The 16,773-nt window shown below is 59.2% G+C and carries 15 protein-coding genes; 9 read left to right on the top strand and 6 right to left on the bottom strand.

What is annotated here, in order from left to right; genetic code table 11:
- Positions 1–19: 19 nt before the first annotated feature.
- The 3 genes from GGD46_RS15040 to GGD46_RS15030 all read left to right on the top strand — a co-directional run bounded on the left by GGD46_RS15040 (position 20) and on the right by GGD46_RS15030 (position 4,367).
- Positions 20–1,639 (top strand): ABC transporter substrate-binding protein, encoded by a 1,620-nt coding sequence (locus GGD46_RS15040; RefSeq protein ID WP_184705166.1) that lies wholly within the window; start codon positions 20–22, stop codon positions 1,637–1,639.
- Between the two features lie 83 nt (positions 1,640–1,722).
- Positions 1,723–2,667: an acetamidase/formamidase family protein gene (locus tag GGD46_RS15035; RefSeq protein ID WP_184705603.1), complete on the top strand. Its 945-nt coding sequence runs from the start codon at positions 1,723–1,725 to the stop codon at positions 2,665–2,667.
- Positions 2,664–4,367 (top strand): ABC transporter ATP-binding protein, encoded by a 1,704-nt coding sequence (locus tag GGD46_RS15030; protein WP_184705164.1) that lies wholly within the window; start codon positions 2,664–2,666, stop codon positions 4,365–4,367. The genes GGD46_RS15035 and GGD46_RS15030 overlap by 4 nt, the downstream gene beginning before the upstream one ends.
- Positions 4,368–4,460: 93 nt before the next feature.
- Here GGD46_RS15030 and GGD46_RS15025 read toward each other — a convergent pair whose 3' ends face one another.
- Both GGD46_RS15025 and GGD46_RS15020 read right to left on the bottom strand, forming a co-directional pair.
- Entirely contained in the window at positions 4,461–4,781 is a 321-nt protein-coding gene (locus GGD46_RS15025; RefSeq protein WP_184705162.1) for a 2Fe-2S iron-sulfur cluster-binding protein, read from the bottom strand.
- A gap of 110 nt (positions 4,782–4,891) precedes the next feature.
- A complete protein-coding gene (locus GGD46_RS15020; RefSeq protein WP_184705160.1) occupies positions 4,892–6,124 on the bottom strand; it encodes a cytochrome P450 in 1,233 nt (410 codons plus the stop codon).
- Between the two features lie 59 nt (positions 6,125–6,183).
- Here GGD46_RS15020 and GGD46_RS15015 point away from each other — a divergent pair, with 59 nt between their 5' ends.
- Both GGD46_RS15015 and GGD46_RS15010 read left to right on the top strand, forming a co-directional pair.
- Positions 6,184–7,125 (top strand): helix-turn-helix domain-containing protein, encoded by a 942-nt coding sequence (locus tag GGD46_RS15015; RefSeq protein ID WP_184705158.1) that lies wholly within the window; start codon positions 6,184–6,186, stop codon positions 7,123–7,125.
- A gap of 140 nt (positions 7,126–7,265) precedes the next feature.
- The gene (locus GGD46_RS15010; protein WP_184705157.1) at positions 7,266–8,192 is read left to right on the top strand and encodes a cation diffusion facilitator family transporter; all 927 of its coding nucleotides are present in this window, start codon (positions 7,266–7,268) and stop codon (positions 8,190–8,192) included.
- Between the two features lie 46 nt (positions 8,193–8,238).
- On the opposite strand, the gene GGD46_RS15005 is transcribed toward GGD46_RS15010, so the two are convergent.
- Complete coding sequence (locus GGD46_RS15005) at positions 8,239–8,805, bottom strand: TetR/AcrR family transcriptional regulator (RefSeq protein ID WP_184705155.1); 567 nt, start codon at positions 8,803–8,805, stop codon at positions 8,239–8,241.
- A 198-nt stretch (positions 8,806–9,003) separates the two neighbouring features.
- Here GGD46_RS15005 and GGD46_RS15000 point away from each other — a divergent pair, with 198 nt between their 5' ends.
- Entirely contained in the window at positions 9,004–10,515 is a 1,512-nt protein-coding gene (locus tag GGD46_RS15000) for a DHA2 family efflux MFS transporter permease subunit (RefSeq protein WP_184705153.1), read from the top strand.
- A gap of 20 nt (positions 10,516–10,535) precedes the next feature.
- Here GGD46_RS15000 and GGD46_RS14995 read toward each other — a convergent pair whose 3' ends face one another.
- The 3 genes from GGD46_RS14995 to phnF form a co-directional block, all read right to left on the bottom strand.
- Complete coding sequence (locus GGD46_RS14995) at positions 10,536–11,702, bottom strand: acyltransferase (RefSeq protein ID WP_313206300.1); 1,167 nt, start codon at positions 11,700–11,702, stop codon at positions 10,536–10,538.
- 156 nt (positions 11,703–11,858) lie between these two features.
- Positions 11,859–12,671 carry a class I SAM-dependent methyltransferase gene (locus GGD46_RS14990; RefSeq protein ID WP_184705600.1) on the bottom strand — a complete coding sequence of 271 codons (813 nt, stop codon included), beginning with the start codon at positions 12,669–12,671 and terminating at the stop codon, positions 11,859–11,861.
- 102 nt (positions 12,672–12,773) lie between these two features.
- Positions 12,774–13,532 (bottom strand): phosphonate metabolism transcriptional regulator PhnF, encoded by a 759-nt coding sequence (gene phnF, locus GGD46_RS14985; protein ID WP_184705151.1) that lies wholly within the window; start codon positions 13,530–13,532, stop codon positions 12,774–12,776.
- A gap of 223 nt (positions 13,533–13,755) precedes the next feature.
- Here phnF and GGD46_RS14980 point away from each other — a divergent pair, with 223 nt between their 5' ends.
- The 3 genes from GGD46_RS14980 to GGD46_RS14975 are packed head-to-tail and all read left to right on the top strand — an operon-like array spanning position 13,756 to position 16,734.
- Complete coding sequence (locus GGD46_RS14980; RefSeq protein WP_184705149.1) at positions 13,756–15,003, top strand: extracellular solute-binding protein; 1,248 nt, start codon at positions 13,756–13,758, stop codon at positions 15,001–15,003.
- A gap of 10 nt (positions 15,004–15,013) precedes the next feature.
- The gene (locus GGD46_RS33625) at positions 15,014–15,898 is read left to right on the top strand and encodes a carbohydrate ABC transporter permease (protein ID WP_210325578.1); all 885 of its coding nucleotides are present in this window, start codon (positions 15,014–15,016) and stop codon (positions 15,896–15,898) included.
- On the top strand, positions 15,895–16,734 hold the full coding sequence (locus GGD46_RS14975) for a carbohydrate ABC transporter permease (protein ID WP_210325577.1): 840 nt from the start codon (positions 15,895–15,897) through the stop codon (positions 16,732–16,734). Before GGD46_RS33625 ends, GGD46_RS14975 begins: the two co-directional genes overlap by 4 nt.
- Positions 16,735–16,773 lie beyond the last annotated feature (39 nt).

Raw genomic sequence — 16,773 nt, 5'->3', positions numbered from 1 at the left:
CAAGAAGGGGAACTAACCTATGTTCAAAAGCTGGTTACTCAGAACGACGACCGCTGCCATGCTGGCCTTCACGCCGCTGGCCAGCCATGCCTCCGATCAGCCCACCCAGGGCGGCAGCATCACCGTTACCTATAAGGACGACATCACCACGCTCGATCCGGCCATCGGCTATGATTGGGTGAACTGGTCGATGATCAAGAGCCTGTTTTCCCGTCTGATGGACTACGAACCAGGCACCGCAAAGCTCGTCCCGTCGCTCGCCGAAAGCTTCACCGTCTCCCCGGACGGCCAGACCTATACCTTCAAGCTGCACAAGGGCGTGAAGTTCTCGAATGGACGAGAGATCGTCGCCTCCGACATCAAATATTCGATCGAACGCGCGGTCAACCCGAAGACGCAAGGTCCCGGCGCCGGCTTCTTCGGTGCGATCAAGGGCTATGAGGATATGGCGGCCGGCAAGGCCGACAACCTTCCGGGCATAGAAGCCCCGGACGCAGGTACTGTCGTTTTCCATCTGAGCCGCCCCGACGCGACCTTCCTGCATGTGCTGGCGATCAACTTCGCCTCCGTCGTGCCGAAGGAAGCCGTCGAAGCGGCGAATGGCGACTTCGGCAAGAAGCCGGTCGGCTCCGGCACCTTCATCCTGAAGGACTGGACCATCGGCCAGAAGCTCGTCTTCGAGCGCAACAAGGACTACTTCGCCAAGGGCGTTCCGCATGTCGACAGCTTCACCGTCGAAGTTGGCCAGGAACCGCTCGTCGCGCTGCTGCGCCTGCAGAAGGGCGAAGTCGACATCGTCGGCGACGGCATTCCGCCGGCAAAATTCCTGGAAATCAAGAATTCTCCCGACGGCGCAAACATGATCGTCGACGGCGAGCAGCTGCATACCGGCTACATCACGCTCAACACCAAAGTGAAGCCCTTCGATAATCTGAAAGTCCGCGAAGCCGTCAACATGGCCGTCAACAAGGATCGCATTACGCGTATCCTGAACGGCCGCGCGACACCAGCAAATCAGGTTCTTCCGCCGCTAATGCCGGGATACGACAAGTCGTTCCAGGGCTTTGCCTATGACGTGAAGAAGGCCAAAGCTCTTCTCGCTGAGGCTGGTTTCCCGGACGGATTCTCAACTGTGCTCTACTCGACCAACACCGATCCGCAGCCGCGCATCGCCCAGTCGATCCAGCAGGATCTGGCGGCAGTCGGCATCAAGGCTGAGGTTCGCGCACTTGCACAGGCCAATGTCATTTCCGCTGGCGGCACCGAAGGCGAAGCGCCGATGATCTGGTCGGGCGGTATGGCCTGGATCGCCGACTTCCCGGATGCATCCAACTTCTACGGCCCGATCCTCGGTTGCTCCGGCGCCGTTCCAGGTGGCTGGAATTGGTCGTGGTATTGCAACAAGGCCCTGGACGAGCGCGCCGTTGCGGCCGATTCCATGTCGGATCCGGCCAAGGTTGCCGAGCGTCAGGCGGCCTGGGGCAAGATCTTCACCGACATCATGGCCGATGCCCCTTGGGTACCCGTGATCAACGAGCGCCGTGTAGTCGCCAAGTCGCTGCGCATGGGTGGTTCGGGCAACATCTATGTCGATCCGACCCGCGTCATCAACTACGACGCGATCTTCGTGAAGCAATAAGCCAAGAAGACGACCAATCCGACTCCCTCGCTGCCGCGAGGGAGGTGGGCCAAATGCCAGCGGAATTGAACTCGGAGACCATCATGTGCATCGCCTGCACCCATACTATTCATCGCGCGCAGCATCATTTCGGCTGGAACAGGGACTTTCCGCCGGCGCTGACGGCAAAACCTGGCGAAACCATCCTGTTCGAATGCATGGATTCATCAGGCGGCCAGATGGGCGCCGATGCGACGCTGGAGACGCTCGTCAATCTGGATTTCGCCAAGATCAACCCCGTCTCCGGTCCCGTCTATGTGGAAGGCGCCAAGCCCGGCGACGCCCTTAAGGTGACCATTCGCAAATTCCACCCGATCGGCCACGGCTGGACGGCGAATATTCCGGGCTTCGGCCTTCTCGCCGACCACTTCAAGGACCCGGCACTGCATGTCTGGAAGTATGACAGCGTCACCATGGCGCCTTCAGCATTCGGCCCGGGCGGTCGTGTGCCCCTGAAGCCGTTTACCGGCACGATCGGCGTCGCACCGGCAGAACCAGGCCTCCACTCCGTTCTCCCGCCCCGTCGCGTCGGCGGCAATTTGGACATCCGTGATCTGACGGCGGGCGTCACGCTCTATCTGCCGATCGAAACGGAAGGCGCACTTTTCTCGGTCGGCGACACCCATGCGGCGCAGGGCGATGGCGAAGTTTGCGGTACGGCCATCGAAAGCCAGATGAATGTCGAATTGACGCTCGATCTGGTTAAGGGCGCCAACCTTCAGACCCCGCGCTTTACGACCACCGAACCTGTCACGCGACATCTCGACGGCGCCGGCTACGAAGTCACCACAGGCATCGGCCCGGATCTGATGACGGGGGCAAAGGAAGCCGTGATGCGCATGATTGACCTGCTTGCGGCCGAGCATGGCCTCAATCCGGTCGATGCCTACATGCTCTGCTCGGTTTGCGGAGATCTGAGGATCAGCGAAATCGTCGATATGCCCAACTGGGTTGTTTCCTTCTATTTTCCAAGGATTGTCTTCGCGTGAGCAATCAAAGCGCCCGTTCAGCGGTTCTCGCCGTCCGCAACCTCAGCGTCGATGCCAGAACGCCGGAAGGGTTGAAGCGCATTCTCGATGATGTGAGCTTCGACCTCGAGCCCGGCAAGACGCTTTGCCTTGCGGGCGAGTCGGGATCCGGGAAGTCGGTGACCTCCCTCTCGATCATGGGCTTGCTCCCCAAAGCTTCGCTGAAAGTCGCATCGGGTGAGATCCTGCTGGAGGGGCGCAATATCGTCGGCATTCCGCACCGCGCCCTGCGTCAGATCCGCGGCGGCGAAGTGGCGATGATCTTTCAGGAACCGATGACCTCGCTCAATCCGGTCATGACGATCGGGGCGCAGCTTATCGAGGCTATTCGCGAGCATCAGGCTGACACCGCCGGCGATGCAGCACAGATCGCCAAGTCGATGCTCGACGCCGTCCATATCAACGACGCCGCCAAGCGCCTGACCCAATATCCTTACGAGCTTTCCGGCGGCATGCGGCAGCGTGTCATGATCGCCATGGCCCTGTCATGCCGTCCGAAAGTGCTGATCGCCGACGAGCCGACCACGGCGCTCGATGTGACGGTGCAAGCCCAAATCCTGACGCTGATGCGGGAGCTTCGCGACGAATTCAATACGTCTATCCTGCTGATTACCCATGACATGGGCGTCGTCGCCGAGATGGCCGATCGCGTCGCGATCATGCAGCATGGCCGCATCGTCGAGCAGGGCGATGTGCTTGATGTCTTCGGCAAACCCAGCCAGGCCTATACGCGCGAACTGCTGGCTGCCGTCCCGCGCCTCGGCACCCATACCGGCACAAACGAGCCGCCGCGCATTTCAAACGCTCCGGTCATGGCTGCGCCGGCCACGCCGATCGTCGAGGTCAAGAAACTGAGTGTGACCTACGGCGGCAAGACGGGATTGTTCGGCAAGGGCAAGACTGCTGCACCGACAGTCAACGAGGTGTCCTTCACGATCAAGGCCGGCCAGACGCTTGGGCTGGTGGGCGAGAGCGGCTCGGGCAAGTCCACCACGGGCAAGGCCATCCTCAATCTCATCGGTTTTGCTGGTAGCGTGAAAATCGAGGGCCGTGAGGTTCATGGGCTGTCTGCCGCGAAAATGCAGCCGGTGCGCCGTTCAGCGCAGATGATCTTTCAGGATCCCTACGCCTCGCTCGATCCCCGCATGAGTGTGGGTTCGGCGATCGCCGAGCCGCTCGTCATCCACAACGTCAGTAATGCGTCCGAGCGCAAGGATCGCGTCTCGGCGCTGTTGAAACGCGTCGGGCTGACGCCGGACGCTGCAAGCCGCTATCCGCACGAATTCTCCGGTGGCCAACGTCAGCGCATCTGCATTGCGCGGGCGCTGGCGCTCGAACCGAAGCTGATCGTTGCCGACGAAAGCGTGGCCGCACTCGACGTTTCGGTACGCGCACGCGTTCTTGACCTCATGCTCGAGCTTCAGGAGCAGATGGGGCTTGCCTATCTCTTCATTTCGCACGACATGGCCGTGATTGAGAAGATGTCGCATCACGTCGCCGTCATGCGCGGCGGCCGCATCGTGGAAATGGGCACGCGCCGGCAGATATTCGAAAATCCGGGCGACGATTACACGCGAAACCTGATGGCTGCCGTTCCGATACCGGATCCGGCTCACTATCGGCAAGCACGCGAGGGATTGCGACAAGCCAGCCAATCATAGCGACAAGAGAAGCGCCGACATCATCGCCGGCGCCATCCTCAAGGCAAAGTCGAATTCGGAAAGATTGTCTCGGCTTGCCCGAAAACCTCAGGATCAGTGCTGGTTATCGGGAACGATGACGCGCATGCCGTCGGTGGCGGCGCTCATCAGGAGCTGACAGCTAAGGCGACTATTTGGCTTCGGCTCCATTACGAACTCGATCATGTCAGCCTCTTCCTGTGAAGGCGGCGGCAGCAGATCGAGATGAGCCTCGTCGATATAGCAATGACAGGTGCCGCAGGCCAAAGCGCCGCCGCATTGCGCGACGATACCATCGATGCCACTTCGGACGGCGATGGCCATCAGCGTTTCGCCATCTTCCGCATTCACACGCGTCTCCCCACCGGCGGAATCGACGAATACGACTTCACTCATTGCATTCTCCATGCTTTCAACAGAGCATCTTCGCTTTTCTCCAAGTAGCGAAAATGCTTATCCTCTTGTTTTTCTAGGCATCTCGAGCGGAAAGCCGCTATGCATCCGGTTCAAGCGGGAACAAGACGGATGTTGAGGCGCTGCGGCCCGCGAACTGACAGCCCGCGCTTGTAGGCAGGACGCTCGTCCAGCAACTCGATCGAACGGGTACGCTGCAGCAGCGTCGAGAATATGATCTCCATGTCCAACCGTGCCAAATGATTGCCGAGACAGAAATGCGCACCGCCGCCGAACGCCACATGCCGGTTGGGCGTCCGCTCGATATTGAAACGGTCGGGCGCCTCGAATTGCTCGGGATCGCGGTTGGCCGCACCGTAAAGCAAGCCGACCTTGGTGCCCTTCGGCAGGCTCTTTCCTGCAATGATCTTCTCTTCGGTCAGATAGCGATGGAAGAACGGCAGCGGCGATTCAAATCGGAACATTTCCTGAATCGCAGTCGGCATGACGGCCGGCGTGTCTCTGAGCTTGGCCAATGCGTCCGGATACTGCAGAAGCGCGTGCATTCCGCTGCCGAGCACATCGATCGTCGAGCCGTGGCCCGCCATCAGGATCAGCATGCAGGTGGAAACCAGCTCGTCCTCGGTCATTTCGCCGCTCGTGTAAGCCTGCGTGAGCCGACAGAGAAGGTCTTCGCGCGGGTTGCGCACGCGATCGGCAATGAGTTCCTTCAGCAGTTCGTAGAATTCGGTGGTCGCACGCTCGGCGATGGCCTTGCGCTCGTCGCTGCGGTCAACATCGAAATATTGCACGACCTGTTCGGACCACTTACGCAACTGTCCGGCATATTCGTCCGGCACGCCCAGCACAGAGCCGATAATATGGCCCGGAACCTCCGAGGCGAGATCCTCGACGAAATCGATCGTTCCGACATCGAGCAACCGATCGAGCAGCTTGTCGACGAACTCCTGGATCATCCCGCGCTGGCGCGCGACGAGAGCCGGGGTAAATTCTCGAAAGACTTTGCGGCGCAGGCGATCATGGGTTTCGCCGTCGGAGTCCAGCAGGCTGAACTGCACGAAGCGCGAATGGTTCGGCATGTCATGCCAATTCAGACGCACCTTCTCCGCTTCTATCTCCTGAGGTGATAGAAAGTATTCCATCGAGCGGACCAGCGTCTTGTCTGCAGCCGCAGCGGCGACATCCTGGTAGCGCGACAGTAGCCAAATATCGAAATGCTCGTAATAGACCGGGCCGGGACAGTCGCGCAGCTCGCTGTAAGACGCATAGGGATCGTCTGCGAATGCTTGCGAAAGCGGATCAAATGCGGGTGACGCTGTAACCACCTGAACCTCCTCTACTCCGGTTAATCCCCATAGAATAGCCGCCCAACCCGTCGAAAGACATGGATGGCAGCCGCAGCGATATGGATAAAACTCTCATCTTCCGATATCATCTGCGGATCATGACCGACGAAGCGACCTCGGCGAAGATAGATGCCCTCGATGAAGTCTTCTTTCAGACCCCGGGGCGGCTGTCGCGCGCCCTGCCCTATTTCCTGCTCGCTGCCGGGCGCCGGACCTGCACCTCCGCCGAAGCGCCCATCGCCCACCGGTTTAATCACCATACGCTGATCCTCACGCTCAGCGGCAAAGGCGCGCTTCATATCAGCGGCCAGTCAAGCCATATGCGGGAGGGAACCGTAGCCTGGCTCGACTCCTCGATGTTGTATTCACATGGCTGTGAGCCTCGTTGTTCCCACTGGTCGTATCTCTGGCTCGGATTCGTCGGTCACGGGGTGGACACCCTGTTCGACAATCTTGGCGTAGGCCTTAATCCTGTCTTTGAGACCGCAGCGCACCATGATCTGCGGCCCTTGTTCGAGAGCATTCTCCGCGAGGTCGAGACCGGTAGCTTCCTGGCAGAGAACCGTTGCTTTGCGTTGCTTGCGCAACTTATCTCAATTCTCGTGTCCGAACGAGCGGATGCAGGCGATCTCAGCAGCGCGGTACAGCGGCTGCAGCATGTGGTGGAAACCGTGCGGGCCAACCTTTCGCACCCCTGGAGCGTGGGCGAACTTGCCGCTGCAGCGAATCTGAGCCAGGCGCAGCTCTTTCGCCGCTTCCGGCAGAGAATGGGGACGACACCGCTCGATTGGCTGCGCCACGAGCGTGTCAGTGCCGCAAAGCGGCTCCTTGTCGTCACCGATGAGAAGATCGGCGCTATCGCGACCAGATGCGGCTACCTCGACCCCTTCCACTTCGCGCGCGATTTCAAAAGGCTGGCTGGCGTGACGCCCAGCGCATTCAGACAGCAAGGACACGGCACAAGGCGATACCATTCTTGATGGCCCAAGCGACAGCCGACAAACACGGCCGCCCGTCAATCGGTCAATCCTATGGGTTCCCTGCATGAAAGCACTAAACCTGCCGTATATTATGATCTTGCCCGAAATCCATGCCGGATATCCCTCAAGAGGATCGAAGAGTGACCACTGAACAAAGCGTGCTGCGCATTTCCATCATCATAACGTTCGTTCTTGCGGCCGCTGGCATCGTATTCGGGCTTTTGTCTGGTTCCTATGCCATCGTCTTCGACGGCATCTATGCCCTGACGGACGCGATCATGACGATCGTTGCACTAATCGTCTCCAACCTGATCATTACCGCCGCCACGAGCAATGCAAGCACGGGCAGGTTCGTCAAGCATTTCACCATGGGTTTCTGGCATCTGGAGCCCATGGTCCTCGGCCTCAACGGCATCCTGCTGACCGGTGCGGCGATCTATGCGCTGATCAATGCTATCGGCAGCATCATGGCGGGTGGCCGGCACCTCTCATTCGATCAAGCCATTATCTACGCTGTGCTGACCATGATCATAGCCTTCCTCATGGCTGCCTATGCCAGAAGAGCGAACAAGGAGATCGGCTCCAATTTCATCGCGCTGGACGCCAAGGCCTGGGTCATGACCGGCAGCCTGAGCACAGCCCTGCTCCTCGCCTTCATCTTCGGCTTCGCCATTCAAGGCACGACGCTGGAATGGATGTCGCCCTATGTCGACCCGCTGGCGCTGGCGGTCGTCTGCCTCGTCGTCATTCCGATGCCGCTTGGAACGATCAAGCAGGCATTCGCCGACATCCTGCTCGTGACGCCCGTGGCGCTGCGTGAGCATGTCGATCGCGTCGCCGCCGACGTGGTGCGCCGCTATAATTTCGAATCCTATCGCGCCTATGTCGCGCGGGTCGGTCGCGGTAAACAGATAGAACTCTATTTCATCGTGCCGAAGGACGACCCAGCGAAGAAGCTCGAGGAATGGGATCGCATTCGCGACGAGATTGGCGAGGCGATCGGCGATGAAAGTCCCGACCGCTGGCTGACGATCGCCTTCACGACCGATCACGAATGGGCCGAGTAATCCAGACGCCGCATCATCACGGAGTTACTCTCCGACGATCGGAAAATCAGGCGACAAGGATCCGGCCGAAGAGCAAGGACAGCCGGTCGCAGATTGCCCCGGCATCTCCGTTGCCGGTAGCAATGGCATCATCAACGACGCCGTGCATGCCGTCATAGATGGCGATCGCGGCCGCGCGCACGTCCGGCAACGACCAAGCATCGGCTTTAGCGCCTTCACCCAGCAAGGCCGAAAGCTGGGCGATGACGATTTCCTTCTCCTTCGAATTCCTGTTGCTGTGGCGGAATTCGTGAAAGACCACATCGTGAAGCTCATAATTGGCGATATAGGCCTCGACCGTTCCACGCAGCCACGTCGCGAAACGAGCACGATGATCGTCACCCGGACACTGCGCCAGAGCGTCGGCGACCTTCTTCGTGAAGTCTCGCGAGAAGCGCTCGCGTAGGGCAAGGATCACATCCTCCTTGGTGGCGAAGTAGTGATAGAAAGTTCCCTTGCCGACGCCCGCAAGCTCCACGATATCGTTGACGGTCGTCGCCTCGATGCCTTTGGCGATGAAAAGGTCCGCCGCGGCCGTCATCAGATCGTCGACGCGAACCTCCGCCGGAAGCATCAATCGTTTCCGCGGCAGTTGAGTTTGACCAGTTCTCGCGGACCGCGTCCCGATTGCCATTTCTACCGCCCTTCCGTTGTTCAGCCGCGAGTCGAGTGATGACACATTCGTTCCGCACTTGGAAGCCTAACGCGTATTGACCGACGGTCGGTCGGAATGCATTAATATCTATATATCATAGATATAGGCCTTCAATAAATGACAGTAAATCGCAGATCCGTCGCCGCTGCCGCCGTTTATCTCGGCACATTCATGGCTTCGCTTGCCATCAGCATCGTCAGCGTTGCCCTCCCGGCAATTCAATCCGACCTCGGCATCGGCCTTTCGGGCCTGCAATGGGTCGTAGGCACCTACACATTGTGCCTTTCGGCCTTCATGTTGTCCGCCGGCCCTCTGGCTGATCGCTATGGGCGTAAGCGGATATGGCTCATCGGCGTGGCGCTGTTTACAGTCGGCTCGGCAGTTTGCGCCTCTGCGCATAGCCTGGAGACGCTAATTGCAGGATGCGCCCTGCAGGGCGTTGCGGGCGCCTTGGTAATTCCAGGCGCGCTATCCATATTGACGCAAGCCTTTCCGGATCCCGCAGAACGGGCTCACGTCATCGGCGGCTGGTCGTCTTTCAGCGCGGTCTCCCTCATCCTCGGCCCGATGCTCGGTGGCCTTCTCGTCGATCATGCAGGCTGGGCCAGCATCTTTCTCGTCAATCTTCCGATCGGCATGGTCACGATCTCGCTCGGCCTGTTGGGCATAGAGGAGAGCGCCAATCCCGAGCATGCCGCGCTCGATCCCGCAGGCCAGTTCCTGAGCATCGCTTTTCTGGGGTCCTTGACCTTCGCTTTGATCAATGCCGGCAACGCCGGCTGGTATGCCCGCGAAACGATTTTCTCGCTCCTCACCTCGTCCATTTCCCTCGTGCTCTTCATCGTCGTGGAACTTCGTGCGTCACGTCCGGTTTTTCCGGTCGATCTCTTCCGGCAAGCGCCGTTCGCCTCGGCCAATTTCGCTTCGCTGGTGCTCGGCTTCTCCGGTTACACGAGCCTCTTCCTGTTCTCGCTCTTTCTTCAGCAGGGGCAGGGCTGGACCGCGACGGATGCAGGTTGGCGCATGGCGCCGGTCTTCGCCGCCATGTTGTTTGCCTCGTCCATCTTCGGCAAACTGAGCCGACGCTTCGGAATGAACCGGCTCATGATTGCGGGCTATATCATCCTTGGCGTTTCGATGCTGGCCATGACCTCATTCACGCCGACGACACCCTATTGGATCGTCGCGCCGGCATTCACCCTGCTTGGTATTGCCTTGGGAGTAGCCGTTCCCGCGACAGGTGCTGCCGCGATGGGTAGCGCCCCACGCGAACGAACCGGTGCCGCTTCCGCAACCATGAACGCGCTGCGACAGGGTGGCATGACCATCGGTATAGCCCTTCTTGGAACCATCATGAGCACACGCGCCACTGCATCCCTGGAAGGCACATTGACGGGCTCCGGCAGCGAACATGCCGCCACACTCGCCGCCGTTGCCGTCCAACGGCATGAGATGCCGGTCGGCCTTTCCATAGCCCCGGAAACCTTCCAGAGCCTGCTCAAAGAGGCCTCCACGCACGGCTTCGCCTCGGCGGCCATGGTTGCGGGCGCACTTGGCCTTGTCGCAACGCTGGTCCTTGCCGTTTCGGCCTATCGCACAGCACGCCGACGCAGTTCAGCGTCACATTGAAGGAGTTCGGCGCGCCGGCTCTACGCGCTTTCGGTGTCGGCACCCGGCGCGCGGGCAGCCCCCGCAGCTTTCGGCCGTCCCAGCCGGCGCGTAAAACCCTGCACAAAAGCCGTGAGCGGTTTCTCGACGAACCTGCAGAGCGCAAGAGCAAATATCGCTGTGGTGATGGCGCCGCACGCAACGAAGAGGCCGAGCGGAAGCTGATCTCCGACGAATTTTTCCCAGATGGCGCGCAGCGGTCGCAGGATGAAGGGATGCGAGAGGTAGAGGCTGTAGGAGGCATCCCCGAGCGCAATACCCCACACCACAATCCTCCCGGACGGTAGGGCCGGACCAATCGCAGCGGCGAGGACGAACAGGGCCGCCGGCAGGCCGCTTCGCAGGAATTGCGGCAAAACATCATCTTCCCAGATGGCGGAGAAGCGCACGAAGCCGAGAAGACCGATCGCCATCATGCCCAGTGCCGGCCAGATGCCGATCCGCAGGCCGCTGCGAAAGATCAACGCAACATAGACGCCGAACAGAAATTCCAGGATGATCGGACTCGTCCAGAAAGCCAGCTGTACCTGCTGTGGAGAAACCACATTGCCGATGAGCGCCAAGCTCACCATCAGCACCGAGAGCCAGAAGATTCCAAGCCGGATCGGCAGGATCAGCGCCAGCCCGAAGAATACGTAGAACAGCATCTCGTAGTTCAGGGTCCAGCCGAGAGCGAGCACAGGCCTGATCTCATCAATCCCACGGCCAGAGGGGATGAAGAAGTAGGACGCCAATACATGCGAAGCATCGCCGATCGGCACATTGAGCAATGACGGCGCAATGGCGGCACCAAGCAACAGCACGCTCGTCAACAACCAGTAAAGTGGAACCACCCGCGCGCAGCGCCGCAGAAAGAACCGCAGCGGGGCGCCGCCTTTGCCGAATTCGGCTGCGGCGGTATGCGTCATGATGAAGCCAGATAGTACGAAGAATATGTCTACCCCGAAGCCGAGGTTCCATGTGGCGCCGTCGATCGGCACGCGACCCGCCGCGTCGGACAGGCTTGCTGTCTCATGCATGGCATGCGCAACCACCACGGAGGAGGCGGCCAGCGCGCGCAGGACCTGGAGATTGGAAATCACGCGAGAGGACTTACCGGCGTCACCGCCGGCAATTCGACTGCCAGGTGCGTTTTGATGAGAATCCACCAGAAATCCCAGTATACATTGCCTTGGATCTCTATTCCGTACTCCGCGCGATATAACAACTTCTCGCCGAACGTACAAATCGACCGCTTTGCTTGGAAATATAGTTATTTCTCCGTTAATTCGTCGCTGACACCGTGCCAACAGCCGGAACGAGCTTCATGCAATGGCAAGGACAACATGCGCCTGAATTTTCGCGGCAATCTCGCCGCTGCCATGCCTGTCTGCGATTGCTGCCGCGACATAGTCGGTCACAGCCGACAGCGTTCCGGGTTGCTCCGCCTCTATTTCATTGCGCAGAAGCGTTCCCTGGCAATAAGCAGACGCCACCAGCTGCGACGACGCCGCGCGGCTTTCGGCGGCTGTTGTTTCTATCTGCACCCGTGAGAAACCCGCCTGTTCGAGATCCCTGCGGATCACCTCCAGATCGTGATAGCCGTGCGGCATGCGGGCAAGAAAGCGCGGTGGGGCGTTCGGAAACAACCTGGCGAGCGCGTTCGTCACATCATCTGCGAAAATATTCTCCTCGAGACGATCCCACACGTTGAACAGGAAATGTCCCCGGGGCATCAGGACGCGCCTTGCTTCACGATAGGCAGCCGTACGATCGGGAAAGAACATCGCGCCGAATTGGCAAAGGACGAGATCGAATGCCGCATCTTCAAAGGGCAGCATCATGGCATCCGCTTGCCGCCATGTGACGCGGCTGTCGGACGGTTGCCGCAGCGCCGCATGGTCGAGCATCGGCTGATTGAGGTCGGTCGCAACATAGGTTGCATCAGCAGGGAGTTTGGGCGCCAAGGTGCGTGTCACGACCCCGGTTCCGGCGGCAATCTCCAAGACCGCTTTCGGCGCCAGGGAGTCGGCGCGCCGCGCAATGTCTGCCGCATAAGGCTCGAAAATCAGCGGCACCATATAGCGGTCGTAGTTTTCCGGTATCGAGCCGGCGAATAGCCTGTCCGCCTCCAACATCAACATCGTCCCCCCGCGCTTGAGAGGCTAGTATGTTTAGCACATCAGTGCGGAAGCGTCATTCACAACGGCTCGGAAGCAAACGCGCAGAGCGAATTCCGTTCAGCCCGCATCGGCGCGCGCCAGCACATCCAGAAGCTGGCTGGTATTGTCGATGGAGAACTGCACACGCTCACCCGGCCATATGGATTCGGAATAGGAGATCGGTGTGCCCTTGAGGTCCACGTCCACCTTCCTTAGCGCGACCACCGGCTGCGATGCCGACTGACATAGCTGCTTTGCCTCCTCATTTGTCGGCAAGCGAGCGATGATGTCCGTGCGCAGGCGGATATAATCGGGGATGCCATACTCGGCGAGGATAAGCGTCACGCTTCGCCCGCTGCGTCGCGCCTCATCGAAACCAGGGAAACGGCGCACCGGAAAGTAGGCATGCGAAAAATTTATCGGCTCTTCATCGGCAAAGCCGCGTCTGACGATATGATAGACCGGCTCGCCTTGGGGAAGCCGCAAGGCTTCGGCAATCAGTTCGGTGGCAGGCACTACCTCTTCGTGAATGGCCTGCCCAAGCGGCTCCCTGCCCTGATCGAGCAGATTCTGGGAAAACCGCGTGCGCTCCGACAGGCGGTAGTCGAGGCGGCTGTCTCTTACGAAGGTTCCCCGCCCTTGCTCGACCAACACGAGCCCTCGGCTCTCCAGCCGGGAAATCGCGCGCCGTATGGTGTGGCGCCCAACGCCGAAGCGTTCCATCAGATCCGCCTCGGTGGGAAGCTGCGCCTTGGGTGACAGACGGCCGGTCAGAATATCCTCGGCGATATCGCTCTCAACCTGTTGCCATTGCCCATGCAGCAGTTTTTTTTCCATGCCCACCCATCCGAATTCTATGATGTCATTCGAATGTCATATATCGGCTCCAGCATTGGTTTTCAATCTCTCTCCGGCGATCATCATCCTGAAGGGAGCCATCAAAGCCAAATTTTCCTCTCATATTTCATGGTTAGGCTTTGAGATCTTCACATGAGTGTCACCTGCGCCCATTAGATAGATATTCGAATGTTTTATTATTCATTCGAATATTGAGGATATAATGGTAGCGCTTAATCGTCGGCAATTCATCGCGGGTACGACCGCAGTCATCGGCACATCGATCGCAATGACCGGCAAAGCCCGTTCTGCCGATGCGGCGATTGAAATTTCGAGCACCTGGGGTCCCGACAAGCCGTTCCAAAAAGTCGTCGATGCGTTCAACGCAAAGAACCTAGGCGTAACCGTTACCAACCGGTTCGATGGCGACTATGAAGCCGTCACGGCCAAGGCTGTCGCCAGCGTCGCTGCCGGTCGACCGCCAGCCATGATGATCACCGGCTGGAAGTTCGGCTATTTTGCCAAGCGCACACTCGGCGCGCGTGATCTGCGTGAGATCAATGCTGCGAAGGCTGAGGTCATTCTCGCCAATTTTCGTTCCTCCGTATTACCGCTGGTCACGATCGATGGCGCAGTCATCGGCCTTCCCTGGGCCATGTCGACGCCAATTACTTATATCAACAGCGAGATGTGGAAGGCTGCCGGCCTCGACCCCAACCTTCCGGAAACACCGGACACCAAGTGGCTCTGCGAGAGCGCACGCAAGCTCGATGCGGCCCTGAAAGGCAAGCATCCGACCTATCGTTCGCCGATCTCGCTGTCCAACAACGAATGGACGAGCCAATCCTTCATCCAGAATGCCGGCGGCTTCATCATCGATCCCGATGGCAAGCTCGCCCTGAACAGCCCGGAAGCAATTGCCGGCATGAGCGAATATTGCGCGCCGGCCCATGAGGGCCTCTGGCTGCCCGTTGGCGACAAGGAACAGGTCGCCGCGTTCCAGTCCGGCGCGCTTGCCATCTGCACGACCAGTTCGACGGCGGCGATTTCCTTCCCGTTCGGCGCCGCCAAGGCCGTCACGACCAAGTTTCCCGGCCTTGCAGGACATCCGCGCAAGATGAACAGCGGTGGTAATTTCCTCGCCGTCTACACCCGCAACAAGGAACAGGCGGAGGCTTCGCTTGCCTTCCTCGAATTCTGTGCTTCGAAGGAAGGGCAGGCACTCTGGTCCCAGACCGGCTATCTCAACACGTCGCAGCACGACATTCCGCTGATCAACGAGTTCATGAAGCCCGCGGCCGCACAACTGGCGGACGGTTTGACCGCAGAAACGATCTGGCCGGGCAAGCGCGGCCTCGAAGGTCAGGCGGTTTGGCGCAAATGGGTTGCGCGTATGCTGCTCAAGGAAACGACAGTTACCGACGGCATCAAGGGAGCTCACGACGAGCTTGCAGGGCTGATTTCGGCATAGGCTTCGTATCATGCCATTCCGTTTCAAATCGCTGGCCCCCTATTTGTTCGTGGGGCCGGCCGTGCTTGCCGTGGCGATATTTCTCTACGGACCGCTCCTCGCCTCTATGCTGCTATCGGTCGTCGACTGGAATCTGCTATCCGCAGATATCCGCTTTGTCGGTGCCGACAATTATGCATCGATTTTCGGCAGTTCCGACTTCCGTCTGGCTGCCTGGAATACGCTTCTTTATTGCATCGTCCTCACCCCCGCGGAGATCATAATCCCCTTGATCTTTGCCGTCATGCTGCATTCGGTGCGCAAGAATCCCTTGCAGGGGCTCTATCGCGGCAGCCTGTTCCTGCCGACAATCGTGGCCTATTCCGTTGCGGGTGTCGCCTGGTCCTGGCTGTTCAATCCAGTCAATGGCTTGCTCAATGAAGTCCTGGGCTACTTCGGCTTTCCGCCGTCGCGTTGGCACACTGATCCGAACCTTGCTTTGTTCTGCGTCAGCCTTGTTACCTTCTGGAAGACCTTCGGCCTCAACATGCTTTTATGGCTGGCGGCGCTGGCAAATCTGCCGAAACAACTGCGCGAGGCATCACAGCTCGACGGCGCCGGCTCGACACGGCATTTCTTCAACATCAGCCTGCCGCTGATGACGCCGACCGCCTTCTTCATCAGCGTCACGACCTTCTTCCATGTCCTCGACGACATCGTCGGCGTCATCGATGTCCTGACCCATGGCGGACCGGCGGGCAGAAGCTCGAGCCTTCTGTATTTCCTGTGGCAACAAGGCCTAATGTTCTTCCAGTTCGGCCCTGCCAGCGCCGTTGCCGTTATCATCATAGCTCTCGTACTCGCCATTACATGGCTGCAGTTCCGCGTCAGCGAGAAGCGGGTGCATTACAGATGAGCAATATCGGTCATAAGCTTCACAGGTTGCTGCTGCACGTCGTGCTCATGGCAATCTGCATCGTCACGATATTTCCGCTTGTCTGGATGGTGGCCGCGGCTTTCACGCCGAACGACATGATCATGGCAAAGACCGTGCGCCTCTGGCCGGAAAATCCGACGCTGGCGAATTTCACCATTGCCGCCAGCCGCCATCCCATCTGGATGTGGCTGTGGAACTCCATCCTCACGGCAAGCCTTATCACCGCCGGAAAGCTTATTCTCGCGATCCCGGCGGGTTTCGCCTTCGGACGGCTAGAGTTCAAAGGGAAGCAGACGCTGTTCTGGTTCGTCATCGCCACCATGTCCTTTCCGAATGTGCTGGCGATCATCCCGACCTATATCGCAGTGGTAAAACTCCAGGCGGTCGATACCTATGGGGCGATGATCATCCCGTCGATTCCCTATATCGGTTTCTATGTCTTCTATATGCGGCAAGCCTTTCGATCGCTGCCGGGCTCGATGTTCGAGGCGGCCCGGATCGATGGGAGCGGCCTGTGGCGGCAATTTTTCGAGATCGGCGTTCCGAATGTCATCCCGGCAATTGCGGCCCTCTCGGTAATTTCCTTCATGGGCGCCTGGAACATTTATCTCTGGGGTCAGCTCGTGCTGGACGACGCTTTCAAGAAGACGCTCACGACAGGCATTGCCGTCTTTGCCGATCTCGAAGGCGCCGAGCGAGCTTGGGGTCCGTTGATGGCGACAAGCCTGTTATCGATCGTTCCCGTTCTCTTGATCTTCCTACTGGCGCAGCGTTTCATCGTGGACGCGTTAGCACCAGGCATTGACGACAGATAGGTAAAGCATGCCCCGAATAATCGTAATCGGATCGGTAAA

Source organism: Martinezella lusitana (assembly GCF_014207095.1).
Taxonomy (GTDB): Bacteria; Pseudomonadota; Alphaproteobacteria; order Rhizobiales; family Rhizobiaceae; genus Rhizobium; species Rhizobium lusitanum_B.
Note: the sequence above shows the minus strand (reverse complement) of the source record. Positions and strands in the feature narration are given on the sequence as shown.

What these genes read in the sequence shown, in the direction of transcription:
- GGD46_RS15040 (WP_184705166.1), top strand. Translation starts at nt 20, where the DNA reads ATGTTCAAAAGCTGGTTACTCAGAACGACGACCGCTGCCATGCTGGCC.
- GGD46_RS15035 (WP_184705603.1), top strand. Translation starts at nt 1,723, where the DNA reads ATGTGCATCGCCTGCACCCATACTATTCATCGCGCGCAGCATCATTTC.
- GGD46_RS15025 (WP_184705162.1), bottom strand. Translation starts at nt 4,781, where the DNA reads ATGAGTGAAGTCGTATTCGTCGATTCCGCCGGTGGGGAGACGCGTGTG.
- GGD46_RS15015 (WP_184705158.1), top strand. Translation starts at nt 6,184, where the DNA reads ATGGATGGCAGCCGCAGCGATATGGATAAAACTCTCATCTTCCGATAT.
- GGD46_RS15005 (WP_184705155.1), bottom strand. Translation starts at nt 8,805, where the DNA reads ATGCTTCCGGCGGAGGTTCGCGTCGACGATCTGATGACGGCCGCGGCG.
- GGD46_RS15000 (WP_184705153.1), top strand. Translation starts at nt 9,004, where the DNA reads ATGACAGTAAATCGCAGATCCGTCGCCGCTGCCGCCGTTTATCTCGGC.
- GGD46_RS14990 (WP_184705600.1), bottom strand. Translation starts at nt 12,671, where the DNA reads ATGTTGGAGGCGGACAGGCTATTCGCCGGCTCGATACCGGAAAACTAC.
- phnF (WP_184705151.1), bottom strand. Translation starts at nt 13,532, where the DNA reads ATGGAAAAAAAACTGCTGCATGGGCAATGGCAACAGGTTGAGAGCGAT.
- GGD46_RS14980 (WP_184705149.1), top strand. Translation starts at nt 13,756, where the DNA reads ATGGTAGCGCTTAATCGTCGGCAATTCATCGCGGGTACGACCGCAGTC.
- GGD46_RS33625 (WP_210325578.1), top strand. Translation starts at nt 15,014, where the DNA reads ATGCCATTCCGTTTCAAATCGCTGGCCCCCTATTTGTTCGTGGGGCCG.
- GGD46_RS14975 (WP_210325577.1), top strand. Translation starts at nt 15,895, where the DNA reads ATGAGCAATATCGGTCATAAGCTTCACAGGTTGCTGCTGCACGTCGTG.